General features: G+C 66.4%; 13 protein-coding genes and 1 tRNA gene. 4 read left to right on the top strand and 10 right to left on the bottom strand.

Annotated features, from left to right (window positions below):
• Positions 1–11 precede the first annotated feature (11 nt).
• The 4 genes from MKP05_RS18065 to MKP05_RS18050 are packed head-to-tail and all read right to left on the bottom strand — an operon-like array spanning position 12 to position 4524.
• On the bottom strand, positions 12–719 hold the full coding sequence (locus tag MKP05_RS18065; protein WP_240569553.1) for a heme-copper oxidase subunit III family protein: 708 nt from the start codon (positions 717–719) through the stop codon (positions 12–14).
• A 14-nt stretch (positions 720–733) separates the two neighbouring features.
• Positions 734–1393, bottom strand: coding sequence for a cytochrome c oxidase subunit 3 (locus MKP05_RS18060; RefSeq protein ID WP_240569552.1), 660 nt, complete (start codon positions 1391–1393; stop codon positions 734–736).
• On the bottom strand, positions 1390–3153 hold the full coding sequence (locus tag MKP05_RS18055) for a cytochrome c oxidase subunit I (RefSeq protein WP_110284953.1): 1764 nt from the start codon (positions 3151–3153) through the stop codon (positions 1390–1392). Before MKP05_RS18055 ends, MKP05_RS18060 begins: the two co-directional genes overlap by 4 nt.
• A 3-nt stretch (positions 3154–3156) precedes the next feature.
• A complete protein-coding gene (locus tag MKP05_RS18050) occupies positions 3157–4524 on the bottom strand; it encodes a c-type cytochrome (protein WP_240569551.1) in 1368 nt (455 codons plus the stop codon).
• Between the two features lie 271 nt (positions 4525–4795).
• On the opposite strand from MKP05_RS18050, the gene MKP05_RS18045 reads away from it, so the two are divergent.
• Together MKP05_RS18045 and MKP05_RS18040 are read left to right on the top strand one after the other, a co-directional pair.
• Positions 4796–4872 (top strand) — tRNA-Pro (locus tag MKP05_RS18045).
• Between the two features lie 282 nt (positions 4873–5154).
• Entirely contained in the window at positions 5155–5691 is a 537-nt protein-coding gene (locus MKP05_RS18040; RefSeq protein ID WP_110284955.1) for a DUF1269 domain-containing protein, read from the top strand.
• A 79-nt stretch (positions 5692–5770) separates the two neighbouring features.
• Here the strand turns inward: MKP05_RS18040 and MKP05_RS18035 are convergent, their stop codons facing one another.
• A complete protein-coding gene (locus tag MKP05_RS18035) occupies positions 5771–6259 on the bottom strand; it encodes a hypothetical protein (protein WP_240569550.1) in 489 nt (162 codons plus the stop codon).
• Positions 6260–6595: 336 nt separating this feature from the next.
• On the opposite strand from MKP05_RS18035, the gene MKP05_RS18030 reads away from it, so the two are divergent.
• Complete coding sequence (locus MKP05_RS18030) at positions 6596–6790, top strand: hypothetical protein (protein ID WP_240569549.1); 195 nt, start codon at positions 6596–6598, stop codon at positions 6788–6790.
• A 22-nt stretch (positions 6791–6812) separates the two neighbouring features.
• Here the strand turns inward: MKP05_RS18030 and MKP05_RS18025 are convergent, their stop codons facing one another.
• Positions 6813–7415: a DUF938 domain-containing protein gene (locus MKP05_RS18025; protein ID WP_240569548.1), complete on the bottom strand. Its 603-nt coding sequence runs from the start codon at positions 7413–7415 to the stop codon at positions 6813–6815.
• 230 nt (positions 7416–7645) lie between these two features.
• On the opposite strand from MKP05_RS18025, the gene MKP05_RS18020 reads away from it, so the two are divergent.
• Positions 7646–8962 carry an ABC transporter substrate-binding protein gene (locus MKP05_RS18020; RefSeq protein ID WP_240569547.1) on the top strand — a complete coding sequence of 439 codons (1317 nt, stop codon included), beginning with the start codon at positions 7646–7648 and terminating at the stop codon, positions 8960–8962.
• 82 nt (positions 8963–9044) lie between these two features.
• Here the strand turns inward: MKP05_RS18020 and MKP05_RS18015 are convergent, their stop codons facing one another.
• Genes MKP05_RS18015 through MKP05_RS18000 form a run of 4 tightly spaced genes read right to left on the bottom strand, consistent with a single transcriptional unit; the run spans position 9045 to position 12843 of the window.
• Positions 9045–10247, bottom strand: a complete 1203-nt coding sequence (locus MKP05_RS18015) for a branched-chain amino acid ABC transporter permease (protein ID WP_240569546.1) — start codon at positions 10245–10247, stop codon at positions 9045–9047.
• Between the two features lie 6 nt (positions 10248–10253).
• The gene (locus tag MKP05_RS18010) at positions 10254–11327 is read right to left on the bottom strand and encodes a branched-chain amino acid ABC transporter permease (protein ID WP_240569545.1); all 1074 of its coding nucleotides are present in this window, start codon (positions 11325–11327) and stop codon (positions 10254–10256) included.
• 3 nt (positions 11328–11330) lie between these two features.
• Positions 11331–12038 (bottom strand): ABC transporter ATP-binding protein, encoded by a 708-nt coding sequence (locus tag MKP05_RS18005; RefSeq protein ID WP_240569544.1) that lies wholly within the window; start codon positions 12036–12038, stop codon positions 11331–11333.
• Positions 12019–12843, bottom strand: coding sequence for an ABC transporter ATP-binding protein (locus MKP05_RS18000; RefSeq protein WP_110284961.1), 825 nt, complete (start codon positions 12841–12843; stop codon positions 12019–12021). The genes MKP05_RS18005 and MKP05_RS18000 overlap by 20 nt, the downstream gene beginning before the upstream one ends.
• Positions 12844–12852 lie beyond the last annotated feature (9 nt).

The following is a 12852-nucleotide window of genomic DNA, read 5'->3' as shown; positions in this document are numbered from 1 at the left end:
TCCCCGGGGTGCTACCACAGATAGAAGAACGCGAAGATGAATACCCACACCAGGTCCACGAAGTGCCAGTACAGGCCGAGGGTCTCGACCATCTCGTAGCGGCCCTTGCGGCCGGTGAGAAAGCCGGGACGCTGGTCGTCCAGCGCCCCCCGCACGACCTTGACCGCCATGATCACCAGAAACAGCACCCCGAAGCTCACATGGGTGCCGTGGAAGCCGGTGATCAGGAAGAACGCCGCCCCGAACTGGGCCGTGCCCCAGGGGTTCCCCCAGGGCCGGACACCCTCCTCGATCAGCTTGGTCCATTCGAACGCCTGCATGCCGACGAAGGAGGCACCGAGCAGTGCGGTCAGGATCAGCAGCACGGCGGTCATGCGACGGTTCTTCTCGTAACCGTACTTGACCGCCAGCGCCATGGTGCCGCTGCTACTGATCAGGATGAAGGTCATGATCGCGATCAACAGCAAGGGAACCTGTTGCCCGCCCACGTGCAGGGCGAAGACCTCGCTGGCATCCGGCCAGGTGTCGGTGGTCGACATGCGCATCGTCATGTAGCCGACCAGGAAACAGGCGAAGATGAAGATATCGCTCAACAGGAAGATCCACATCATCGCCTTGCCCCAGGGGACATTGAAGACCCGCCGGTCCGAGGACCAGTCCGAGACGAGGCCCCTCACCCCCTCGGGCGAACCGGGACCCTGGGAACCAGGATTGGCCATCGCTTGCCCTCCTGTCAGGTCGACAACACCAGCACGAAGAGAATGCCCCACACCACCAGCAGGTAATGCCAGTACAGCGCGCACAGCTCGACGCTGCCGCACAACCGCTCGGGCGTGGCGCCCCCCCTGAAGCGGAACAGCGTCCTGGCCCAGACGACCAGGCCGCCCAGCAGGTGCAGACCATGCAGGGCGGTCAGCAGGTAGAAGAAGGCATTGGCCGGGTTGGCCGCCAGGTAGTGGCCCGCCGCCTCGAGCTGCCACCAGACCAGGCCCTGGCCGAGGACGAAGGCAATGCTACAGGCCCCGCCAGCGATCAGGCCGATGCCGAGTTCACCGCGCCTGCCGTGCCGGGCCGCCCCCCAGGCCCGCTGCAGGGCCAGGCTGCCCAGCACCAGCAGCGCGGTGTTGAACCAGAGCAGCCCCGGCGTCGGCAGCGACCGCCAGTCGGCGCCCATTTCCATGCGCATCATGTAGGCGCTGATGGTCAGGGCGAACAGCGATGTCGCCACCGCCAGGAACACCGCCAGCCCCACCCGAGGCGCCGTCACCGCCGCCGGCCGCTCACCGAGCGCGCCGCCCTGCACCTCCCAGGGCCTGACATTGATCGAGTGACTGAACAGCCAGCCACCGAACAGCGCCATCAGCAGCGACAGGAAGACCAGCGAGATGATCATCGGCGCTCCTCGCCCTCGTGGGGGACCGTCTGCGGGATGAAGTCTCGCTCGGCGCCGGGCACGCTGTAGTCGTAGGCCCAGCGATGGACCACCGGCAACTCGTCGCCGAAGTTGCCGTGACGGGGCGGCGTATGCTCGGTCTGCCACTCCAGGGTCGTCGCCTGCCAGGGGTTGGGGCCCGACTCGCGACCGCGGAAGTAGCTCCAGGCCAGGTTGAAGAGGAACAGCACCTGGGCCAGGGAGACGATGATCGCCGCAACGGTGATCACGCTGTTCATGGTCACCACCGAATCGGGGATGAAGGCCGTCTCGCCATACGCATAGTAGCGCCGCGGCACGCCGGCGAAGCCCATGAAGTGCATCGGAAAGTAGATGACATAGGTGCCGAGGAAGGTCACCCAGAAATGCACCTTGCCCAGGCGATCGTCGAGCATCCGGCCGGTGACCTTGGGATACCAGTGGTAGATGGCCCCGAAGATCACCAGGATCGGCGCCACGGCCATCACCATATGGAAATGGCCGACCACGAAATAGGTGTCCGACAAGGGCACGTCCACGGTGACGTTACCGAGAAACAGGCCACTCAGGCCGCCGTTGACGAAGGTGAAGAGGAAACCGATGGCAAACAGCATCGGCACCGACAGGTGGATATTGCCCCGCCACAGGGTCAGCACCCAGTTGTAGACCTTGATGGCCGTGGGCACCGCGATGATCAGGGTGGTGGTGGCGAACAGGAAGCCGAAATAGGGATTCATGCCGCTGACGAACATGTGGTGCGCCCAGACGATGAAGCTCAGCACCCCGATGATGATGATGGCCCAGACCATCATACGGTAGCCGAAGATGTTCTTGCGCGCATGGGTCGCCAGCAGGTCGGAGACGATGCCGAAGGCCGGCAGCGCGACGATATAGACCTCGGGATGGCCGAAGAACCAGAACAGGTGCTGGAAGAGCAGCGGGCTGCCGCCCTCGTGGCTTGACTGCTCGCCCAGGGTCTGCATCTCGGGCATAAAGAAGCTGGTGCCCAGCAGCAGGTCGCATATCGTCATCAGCACGGCCACCAGCAGCGCCGGGAAGGCCAGCAGCGCCATGACCGTGGCCATGAAGATCCCCCAGACGGTCAGCGGCAGGCGCATCAGCGTCATGCCGCGGGTGCGCGCCTGCAGCACCGTGACCACATAGTTGAGCCCGCCCATGGTGAAGCCGATGATGAACACCGACAACGACACCAGCATCAGCAGGATGCCGCCGTCGACTCCCGGCGTACCCTGGCTGATCACCTGGGGCGGGTACAGCGTCCAGCCGCCCCCCGAGGGACCGCCCGGCACGAAGAAGCTCGCCACCAGGATCAGCACCGAGGCCAGGTAGAACCAGTAGCTGAGCATGTTGAGGTAGGGAAAGACCATGTCCCGCGCACCGCACATCAGCGGGATCAGGTAGTTGCCGAAGCCCCCCAGGAGCAGGGCGGTGAGCAGATAGACCACCATGATCATGCCGTGCATGGTCACGTACTGCAGGTAGTTGCTCGGGTCGACCAGCGAGAAGGCATTGGGGAACCCGAGCTGCAGGCGGATCAGGATCGACAGCACCAGGGCCACCAGGCCGATGGCCGTGGCGGTGATGGCGTACTGGATCGCGATGACCTTGGCGTCCTGGCTCCAGATGTACTTGCCGATGAAGGTCTTGGGATGGACGAGCTCCATCTCCTCGATATCGCTCGCGGCTGCATAGGATGCGCTGTCGTGTCCCCGTTCGGCCATCGCTCACTCCTCCCCGCTGCCGGCCAGCGTATTGATATGGGCGACCACATCGTCTACGGCCCGGTCGTCGACCAGCACCTGCGCCATGTCGACCATCTGGTGACCATAGAGGTCTTGGGGATGGCGACCGCGGATGCCTTCCCGGAAATGCCGCAACTGCCTGGCCAGATACCAGTCGTGCATGCCCGCCAGGCGCGGGGCGTTGGTGGCCCGGATCCCCTGGCCTTCGGCGCCGTGACAGGAGCCGCAGGTGCGATAGAGCCGCGCCCCGCGTTTGGCATCCCCCGACAGACTGGCCTCGACCGGCCCGCCCGGAAGCGTCTGGAGGTAGGCGGCGAGATCGGCGATCGCTTGCCGGTCGGGGAGCTGGGTTGCGAAGGGACGCATCTGCTGCCCGAAGGTATCGTCCTCATGGGTCCCGCGGGCCCCGGCGCGGAACAGCTCGAGCTGGCGCTCGAGATACCAGGGCTCGAGGCCGGCGAGCCTGGGCGCATTCTGGTCGGGGTTGCCCTGCCCTTCGCTGCCATGGCAGGCGGCGCAGCTGGCGAAGTGGGCCTCCCCGGCCTCGGGGTCACCCGGCTCACGGGCCGCGAGCTCGGCATGGGTGGGCTGTTCGGCCAGCCAGTCGTCGAACGCCGCCGGCTCGACGACATCCACCCGGCCACGCATGGCGAAGTGGGCGATGCCGCACAACTCGGCGCAGCTCACCTCGAACTCGCCGGTCTCGGTAGGCGTCAGCCAGAAATAGGTGACCTGGCCCGGCACCATGTCCATCTTGGCGCGGAAGTTGGCCACCTGGAAATTGTGCAACACGTCCTTGGAACGCAGCACCATCTTGACCGGTCGATCGACGGGCAGCACCAGACGCGGACTCTGGATCAGCACATCGTCCTGGCCGGCGGCATCGCCGACCAGGCCGAAAGGGTTGTCCGGGCCGATGAGGCGGGTCTGCACGGCGCCGAAACGGCCGTCTTCCCCGGGAAAACGGTAGCTCCAGTGCCACTGCTGCCCGACCACCTCGACCTCGTGGGCATTCTCGGGGACCGAGACGAAGGCCCCCCACACCAGCAGCCCGGGAGCCAGCAGCGCGGCAATGCCGATCGTCGTCAGGCCGGCAAGCCAGGCCTCGAGCCTCTTGTTCTCGGGGTCATAGTGCGACCGCCGCTGCTTGTGGTAGCGATAGCGGATGATGGCGAAGGCGAGGAACAGGTTGACGGCGACGAACACCGCTCCCGTGACCCAGATGGTGACATGGATGGTGTCATCGATGGTCCCCCAGTTGGAGGCCAACGGCGTCAGCTTCCAGGGACTGAGAAAAAAGAACAGTACCGATCCCAGCGCCAACACGATGACAGCAATTGCTATCGCCATCGGCCTCCCTCCCTTGCACTCCACTGGCCGTTGCACAAGTTGAGTACATTATGGAACCACTATAGTGATTGCCCCGGAAGCCCGCCAACATCCAGGCGGCACGCAGGAAAAAGCGGCGCCCCCGTCGCGTGACCCCGGCCTGCCGTGGATGCCCGAGCCAAGCGATTGAAACTGAAGCGCAAAGAGGGCTTTTCATTTGCCTCGCAACGCGCTAGTATACGCCTCGTTCTCGGGGGCCACTGGCAGCAGCCACCAGTCACCGAAAACCTGTCGGAGCGTGGCGCAGCTTGGTAGCGCGCTGCAATGGGGTTGCAGAGGTCGCAGGTTCGAATCCTGTCGCTCCGACCATGAACTTCAAGAGAAACCGCCACTTACGGGTCACGCCGGGTGGCGGTTTTTCGTCGTGGGTATCACCGGGGGCCTCCCCGGCTTGCCGATCCCCGCTTTATCGACAACCTTGAAGTAGCGGAGTCCCATCTGCGGTCAAGGCGGCATCGACTCATCCGATGAGCCATGGCATGACCTCGCCGCACGGCTGCGGCGGAGACAGGGAGACGGCTGACTGGAAAGGAGCAGGAGGATGCCGGGCATTGTGCCTGCCTCCTCGATGTTGCTGGACTGGAGAAGAACATGAGTCGCTTATATTTCTTGACCCCTGACCTGGATACCACCGTCAACATCGCCCATGAGCTGAACGACCTCAAGCTGAAGAAGCATGAGGTTCATGTCACGGGCAGAGACTGGAAACTTCTGGAAAAACAGGGGGTGCACAACGCCACCCTGCGCGAGACCACGGATGTGGTCAATGCGGCAATGCGCGGTCTCAAGTATGGCGTCCCGCTCGGGCTCGTACTGGGCATCATCGCCTACGTCGTGCTGGACAGGGCCATCGACGGCGTCAGCTTTATCCTGCTGATCCTCGGCATGGCGGTGTTCGGCGGCCTGTTCGGCATCTGGAGCAGCACCATGATCGGGGTGTCGGTGCATGACGTGAAGGTCGACAAGTTCGAGGATGACATCGAGAACGGCGCCTTCCTGATGATGGTGGACGTTCCCGCTGATCGCGAGGACGAGATCTATACGGCGATCCATCGTCACCACCCGGATGTGGTCATCGACAAGGTCACCCGCGATGAACTGAGGCACCACTGGGGAGCGGGACGGTGAGCATGGAGGTGAAGCACCTGATCGGCCCGGCCTGAGGCGTCCCGCCCCCCGGGCGACGGGAGGCGCGGCGCCGTGCCCGTTACTCGGGCCGGGACTGCTGTTGCTGTTGCTGTTGCCGTTGCATCTGCTCCTGCATCTGGCGCATCGCCTCCTGCTGAGCTTCCATCTGCCGCTGCAGCTCGTCGCGCTGTTCCTGGGTCAGGGTGGCCTCGAGCCGCGACTGCATCAGCACGCTCTCGGCCATCATGTCACCGGTGAGCTGGCCGAGACGCTCGGCGTCCTGGCGGATGGTGGCCTCGTCGAACTCGGGACCGATGTTCCCCTGGAGTTGCATCTGGAGCTCCCGAGCCTCGGCCTGCAGCTCCTGGATGCGGCTCTGGGAGTCGTTGAGCTGGGTGACCAGCTCCTGCTCCTGGTTGTCATCGAGGTCGACCAGCTCATCGAGTTGGCTCACCTGGTCCTCGGCGCTGGGGGCCTGACCCTGTCCCTGGGGCATCTGTTGGGCGAGGGCCGGGGCGGCCAGGGCGAGTGTCAGGGTGGAGATGGCAAGAGACTTGAGTACGGTCATGAAAACTCCATTGCTATCAGAGGGTATTGCTATCAAGGGGTACGGGGACCCTAACCCGATTCTGCCCGGCGATGACACCCCGCGGTGACGAAAGTTTACGCTCTTGCCGGGCACGGCGGCCCACCACGCCGGCACCGGGATGGACCAGCTGCCATCTGCGAGACATCACAAGGGCCGATCCGTTCACCATGAAATTCCCGGGAGCCCATGTGAGCACCGCCGGCGGCGTCGGCCAGGCGGTGCTGCACGCCGTCGAGATTGGTGCCGACGGCTGTTGACGACCGCACGGCCGGCCCGCAGGCTGGCCGCAATGCTGACTTCATGAAGGGATTCATCGTGACCCGAACCAAGCTCCTGCTGCCCGCCGCCGGCCTGGCCCTCGTCCTGCTCGCCGGCTGCACCACCTACACCTTCCCCGACGGCAGCCGCGAGACCCTGTGGGGCGTGCCCGGCGAGGACGAGACCCGGCCCCCCGAGGAGCGCCGGGCGGAACCGATCGAGTACCGGGTGCCCGGCAAGATCCCCGAGTAACGGCAGCAGCGGCGCCTGAACGTCAGGCGTTCTTGCGGAGTATCACGCTGAGGTTGTTGGCGGGCATCTCCACCACTCGCACGAGGACCAGCCCCTGGCGCGCGGCCTCGGCCGTCACGGCGTCGAGTTCGCGGATGCCCCAGCGCGGATCGCGGGCCCGGAGGTCGGCATCGAAGGCCGCGTTGCTGGGCGCCGTAGGGCGCCCTGCGCGCCTGAAGGGCCCGTAGAGATAGAGCATCCCGCCTTCCGGCAACCGCCTCCCGGCACAGGCCAGCAGCGCCTCGCTGACCTCCCACGGCGAGATGTGCAGGAGATTGATCGCCACGATGGCGTCATAGGGCCCGGCCGGGCAGACGATGGTCACATCCAACGCCATCGGGTCGTGCAGATTGGGCAGGCCGGCATGTGCCCGCCACGCCTCGATCGAGCGACGCGCATGCGGATTCGGGTCGCTGGGCTGCCACTCCCAGCCCGGCATGGCCGACGCACAGTGCACGGCATGCTCGCCGCTACCACTGGCCACCTCCAGCACCCGGGCGCGTTCCGGCAACTCCTGCTGCAACACCTCGAGGATCGGCTGGCGATTGCGCGCCGTGGCGGGACTCTTCAGTCGGGCATCGATCATGGGGCACATCCAGGCAACAGGGGTCAGGCGAATTGTAACGCTTGGCCGGGAGGTCGCCAGCAGGGACAGGGCAGAAAGTGGCGGGAGCCCCGCCGGCGGACTAGCCTGATTGTCGTCAATCCTGTCGCGATCGACTGCGTACCCGAAGGCATGGTGGACATGGCCGATGACGGGATCGACCGACTCCAGCAACCTTTCCGTCAAGGGAGGTAGCAGTCATGACGGCACACATGCGTAGGGTTTCACCGGCCACGGGTATCGGGGTGGCCGGGCTGACGGCGTTGGCGCTGGCTGTGGCATCCAATGCCGCCGTCGCTCAACCTCCTTCGATCACGTTGGGCCAGATCGCCCCCTTCACGGGGGCGGGCGCCGAGTTCGGGGAGTACTACCGTGATGGTGTGGCGCTCGGCGTCCAGCACATCAACGCCGCCACCGAGGAGGTGCTCGGCGGCGCCATCATCGGCGACCACATCGCCGAGGACAGCGCGACCCTGCCGAGCCCCGCCATCGAGGCAGCCCGCGGCCTGGTCGAGGTGCGCGGCGTACCGGCCATCATCGGTGGCTGGTCCAGCGGCGTGACGGTCGCGGTGGCGACCTCCGTGACCATTCCTGCGGAGGTGCTACAGATATCCAATGGCTCGACATCGCCGCTGATCTCGGTGCTCCCGGAGGATCGCGACGCCGACCTGCTGTTTCGGACCACGGCGTCCGACGCCCTGCAGGGCGTTGTCGCAGCACAGCTCGCCGCCGGCGAGATCATCGACGACTACCAGTTCGAGAGTGCCGCGACCATCTTCATCAACAACCCCTATGGCCAGGGCCTGTCGAATGCCTTCGCCCGTTCGTTCCAGCTTCGCGGTGGCGTGGTCCACGCCCAGGTCCCGCACCCGGAAGAGGTCCAGCCGACCTACACCTCGCAGATCGCCTCGGCGCTGCAGGACGAACCGGACATGCTGTTCGCGGCGAGCTACCCGGCCCATACCGCGACCTTCCTGGCCGAGGCCCGGGACCTCTTCGACCAGGTGACCTGGCAGTTCGTCGACGGTAACCGTTCCGATGAGGTCGTGGAGGCACTCGGGGCCGATACCGTCGAGGGCGTGATCGGCACCGCACCGGGGCAGGACCCGAGCATTCCGGGCTTCCAGCAATTCTCCGAGCAGTTCATGGAGGAGTTCGGGCACGATCGCATCCCGCCCTTCACCGAGTCCGCCTACGACGCGGCGATCGTCATCGGCCTGGCGGCGGTCAAGGCGTACGCGGACGGCCACGAGTCGGCCGACGACATCACCGGACCGGTGCTCCGCGACCGCCTGCGTGACGTGGCCAATCCGCCGGGGCAGACCATCCTGGCCGGGGACTACGACAGCCTCGTCGCCGGTATCGAGGCGATCATGGCCGGCGAGGACGTCCAGTACAGCGGCGCGGCCGGACCGGCGAACTTCGACGACAACGGTGACGTGCTGACCCCCATCGCCATCTGGCAGTTCCAGGACGGCGCCAGCGAGACCCTCGAGATCCGCTCCCCGGACGACATCCCGGAGGAGTAGTCGTCGCCCCCGCGGAGCCCTCGATGAGGGCTCCGCTTCCTTTGGCGGTTAGCGCACCGCGCCGCAGGTACGACGAGCCGTGTCAGCGCCCGTCGCCGCGCAGGTGGTTGGACACCCGCATCTCCTCCGGCAGCAGCCCCTGGGGCCGGAACAGCACCACGGCGGCCAGCAGCAGCGACACCAGCAGCCAGCGGATGTACTGGGCACGACCGGGCAGATCCTCGTGAATGAGCGCCAGCAGCGGTTCCAGGGCGTTGGCCAGGAAGGCCGTGCCGGCCCAGACGCCCCACACCAGGATCGCCCCCAGGATGGCGCCGCGGTGGTTGCCGCTCCCCCCCAGCATGAGCATGATCCACACCAGGAAGGTACCGAACAGCGCATGGAAGTGGCTGTAGTCGATGGCGACGGTGTAGTGCGCGTAGAGCGCCCCGGCGATCCCCATGACCACGGCCCCGACCACGAAGGCCTGGACCCGGGCGAAGGCGACGTTCTTGCCGTTCATGGCCGCCGAGGACTCCTCGTCTCGCACCGCCCGCAGCATGCGTCCCCACGGCGAGCGGCAGGTGCGCTCGAGCACCACGTAGATCAGCGCCAGGAAGGCCGCCACGATCATCAGGTAGAAGGCGGTATAGTCCCGTGTGCCCAGGGGCTCGATGAGCCACGCCAGCGACTCGGGGAGCCACTCGCAGGGACGGGACTCGAACAGGCAGCGGCCCGGCTGCGGGATGCCGCGCAGCGGCTGGGGCCCATTGGCGAGCCAGCGCTCGTTCTGGAAGATGAGGCGGATGATCTCCGCCACCCCGATGGTGGCGATGGCGAGAAAGTCCAGGCGCAGGCGCAGCACGGGGACGGCAACGACGAAGGCCACCAGCCCCGACACCACGGCGGCCGCGAGCACCCCGACGAGAAATGGCGCCTGCAGCCCGAACAGCACCTGGGTGTACTGGGCCGCCAGGCCGGTGGGTGCCTCGATGGTGAACAGCGCCGAGGTGAAGGCACCCACCGCGAAGAAGCCCGCCACGCCGAAATTCAGGTGCCCCGTGTAGCCCCACTGGGTATTCAGGCCCAGGCTGAGAATCGCGTAGAGGCTCGCCATGGTCATGAAGCCGATGAAGTAGGACAGGTAGCCCGACGGCACGCTGGCCGCGATGCCCAGGCCGGCGGCGAGCCCCAGCACGATGCCGCCCGGCACCCGCCACCGCACCCCGGGCGGCAGCAGGATCGGCAGGATGCACGCCAGGGCGATACCCAGCATCAGGCCCTTGAGGAAGATCAACTGGGACATGGCGGATCACCCCTCCGTGCGGCCGAGCAGCCCCTGGGGGCGGATGAGCAGCGTCAGCACCATGAGCACGAACGCCACCGCGGGGCCGTAGGTCGGATCGAGAAACGACGTCGACACCTGGTGGGCAATGCCGATGATCAGCGCCGCACTCAGCGCGCCGTAGGGATTGCCGATGCCCCCCATGATGGTGGCCGCAAACATCGGCAGGAGCAGCCAGAACCCCATCTCCGGCCGGAGCTGCGAGCTCAGGCCGTACATGATGCCGCCGGCGGCGGCGAGCCCGCCACCGAGCATCCAGGTCCAGGCGATGACGCGCTCGGTGTTGATGCCGCGAATCTGGGCGAGATGGGGATTGTCGGCGGTGGCGCGCATCGCCTTGCCCATGCGGGTCCATTCGAGCAGGACATAGACGGCGGCGACCAGCACGAAGGCGAGCACGAGAATGAACAGCTGGTCCGCGCGGACGCGCATGCCGAACGGCAGATAGAGGGCCGGGTTGGCCCGCCCCGGATAGTAGAAGTGGAAATCGGGCCCCCAGATGAGATAGATCATGCTGCGCACGAAGAACGCCATCGCCAGCGAGGCCATGGCGAAGAGCACCAGGTGGGCACCGGTGTTGCGTAGCCGCCGATACACCAGGCGGTCGATGGCGACCGCGACCAGGCCCACCACCGGCATGGCCACGACCAGCGCCACCAGGAACTCGTAGCCGAAGGAGAGCGGGCGCAGCGTCTCGCCCTGGGGCAGCAGCGGGACCACCGTGTACGCCACGTAGGCGCCCAGGGTGACCAGGGCCCCGTGGGAGAAGTTGGGGAACTTGAGGACGCCGTAGACCAGCGACAGGCCAATGCTGCCCAGGGCGATGATCCCGCCGAGCATCAGCCCCCAGGCCGTCAGCGCCAGCAGGCGCTGCGCGCTGGCCCCCGCGATCAGGCCGGCGACGTACATGGCGATCAGGATCACCACGAAGGTGCCGACCAGGAAGCCGCGCGTGCGGATGAAGGCGCGTAGACGTTCGCCGCGGCGGCGCTCGTCGGCGGGCAGCCCCTCCCCCGGCTTGCGGGTCTCGGATACGGCCATCGGTCATCCCCCCAGGTAGAGGCGAGCCACGTCGGGGTCGGCGAGCAGTTCCTGGCCCGTGCCATCGTAGCGGTTCTCGCCGTTGGCCAGCACATAGCCCCGGTTCGCCATCTGGAGCGATTTCCTGGCATTCTGCTCGACCATCAGCACGGCCAGGCCGGCGGCATTGATACGGCGAATGTTGTCGAAGATCTCGTCCACCAGTTTGGGCGAGAGGCCCGCCGACGGCTCGTCCAGCAGCAGCAGGTCCGGCTCCAGCATGAGCGCGCTGCCCATGGCCACCATCTGGCGTTCACCGCCCGACATCTTGCCCGCGCGCTGGCGCCGACGCTCGCGCAGCCTGGGGAAGAGCTCGTAGACCCGCTCCCGGCGTGACGGGATCTCGCGTTCGTCTAGCAGATAGGCGCCCATGTCGAGGTTCTCCTCCACCGTCAGGGTGACGAAGACATTGGCGACCTGCGGCACATAGCACAGGCCGAGGGTGACGATCTCATGGGGCTTGCGGCCATGGATCGGCTTGTCCCGGTAGGTGATGGTGCCCGACTTCGGGTGCAGCAGCCCGAAGATGGTCTTCATCAGGGTCGACTTGCCCGCCCCGTTCGGCCCGATCAGCGAGACGATCTCGCCGGCCTCCACCTCCAGGTCGACCTCGTGGAGGATCTCCATGTCGCCGTAGCCGGCGGTGACCCCTTCAGCCTTCAGCAGCGGCATACTGGCCTCCGAGATAGGCTTCCAGGACCCGGGCATCGCGGCGCACCGCCTCGGGCGGGCCTTCCATCAGGTAGCGGCCCTCGCTCATCACGATCACCGGATCGCACAGGCTCATCACCAGGTCCATGTCATGCTCGATGATCAGGAAGGTGAGGCCACGCTCGCGGTTGAGCCGCTCGATGTTCTCCTTGAGGCGCCCCATGAGGGTCGGGTTGACCCCCGCGCCGGGTTCGTCGAGCAGGACCAGCTTGGGATCCGCCATGAGGGTGCGCGCCAGTTCGAGCAGCTTCTTCTGGCCGCCGGAGAGGTTGCGGGCATATTCATGGGCCAGGTGCGAGAGATCGAGGAACGCCAGGACCTCCTCGGCGTGTTGCCGGTGCGCCCGCTCCTGTTCACGCACCAGGCCGGGCCGCAGCAGGTTGGCGAAGAAGCGCTCGCCTGCCTGGCCCCGGGGCACCAGCATCAGGTTCTCGAGCACCGACATGCTGGCGTGTTCCCGCGGGATCTGGAAGGTACGGCACAGCCCGCGCGCGAAGATCCGGTGCGGTGGCAGGCCGGTGATGTCCTCGCCATCCAGGTACACGCGGCCGGCCCGGGGTTCGTAGTAGCCGGCCACCACATTGAACAGCGTCGTCTTGCCCGCCCCGTTCGGTCCGATCAGGCCGGTGATGGTCCCCTGCCCCACCTTCAGCGTCGCCGCATCCAGGGCGCGCAGCCCGCCGAAATCCATGACGAGGTTGCTGACCTCCAGCAGTGGCCTCGCGGCATCGGCGGTGTCGAGTGCTTCCGAGGGTGTGGTCGCCATCTACAGCGA

The sequence above is a fragment of the Halomonas flagellata genome (assembly GCF_022487945.1).
Taxonomy (GTDB): domain Bacteria; phylum Pseudomonadota; class Gammaproteobacteria; order Pseudomonadales; family Halomonadaceae; genus Halomonas; species Halomonas flagellata.
The sequence above is the reverse complement of the archived record's forward strand: the minus strand, read 5'-3'. Positions and strand labels throughout refer to the sequence as shown.

Excerpts from the sequence above, each read along its gene's own strand:
- MKP05_RS18065 (WP_240569553.1), bottom strand. The coding sequence starts at position 719 with ATGGCCAATCCTGGTTCCCAGGGTCCCGGTTCGCCCGAGGGGGTGAGG.
- MKP05_RS18060 (WP_240569552.1), bottom strand. The coding sequence starts at position 1,393 with ATGATCATCTCGCTGGTCTTCCTGTCGCTGCTGATGGCGCTGTTCGGT.
- MKP05_RS18055 (WP_110284953.1), bottom strand. The coding sequence starts at position 3,153 with ATGGCCGAACGGGGACACGACAGCGCATCCTATGCAGCCGCGAGCGAT.
- MKP05_RS18050 (WP_240569551.1), bottom strand. The coding sequence starts at position 4,524 with ATGGCGATAGCAATTGCTGTCATCGTGTTGGCGCTGGGATCGGTACTG.
- MKP05_RS18040 (WP_110284955.1), top strand. The coding sequence starts at position 5,155 with ATGAGTCGCTTATATTTCTTGACCCCTGACCTGGATACCACCGTCAAC.
- MKP05_RS18035 (WP_240569550.1), bottom strand. The coding sequence starts at position 6,259 with ATGACCGTACTCAAGTCTCTTGCCATCTCCACCCTGACACTCGCCCTG.
- MKP05_RS18025 (WP_240569548.1), bottom strand. The coding sequence starts at position 7,415 with ATGATCGATGCCCGACTGAAGAGTCCCGCCACGGCGCGCAATCGCCAG.
- MKP05_RS18020 (WP_240569547.1), top strand. The coding sequence starts at position 7,646 with ATGCGTAGGGTTTCACCGGCCACGGGTATCGGGGTGGCCGGGCTGACG.
- MKP05_RS18015 (WP_240569546.1), bottom strand. The coding sequence starts at position 10,247 with ATGTCCCAGTTGATCTTCCTCAAGGGCCTGATGCTGGGTATCGCCCTG.
- MKP05_RS18010 (WP_240569545.1), bottom strand. The coding sequence starts at position 11,327 with ATGGCCGTATCCGAGACCCGCAAGCCGGGGGAGGGGCTGCCCGCCGAC.
- MKP05_RS18005 (WP_240569544.1), bottom strand. The coding sequence starts at position 12,038 with ATGCCGCTGCTGAAGGCTGAAGGGGTCACCGCCGGCTACGGCGACATG.
- MKP05_RS18000 (WP_110284961.1), bottom strand. The coding sequence starts at position 12,843 with ATGGCGACCACACCCTCGGAAGCACTCGACACCGCCGATGCCGCGAGG.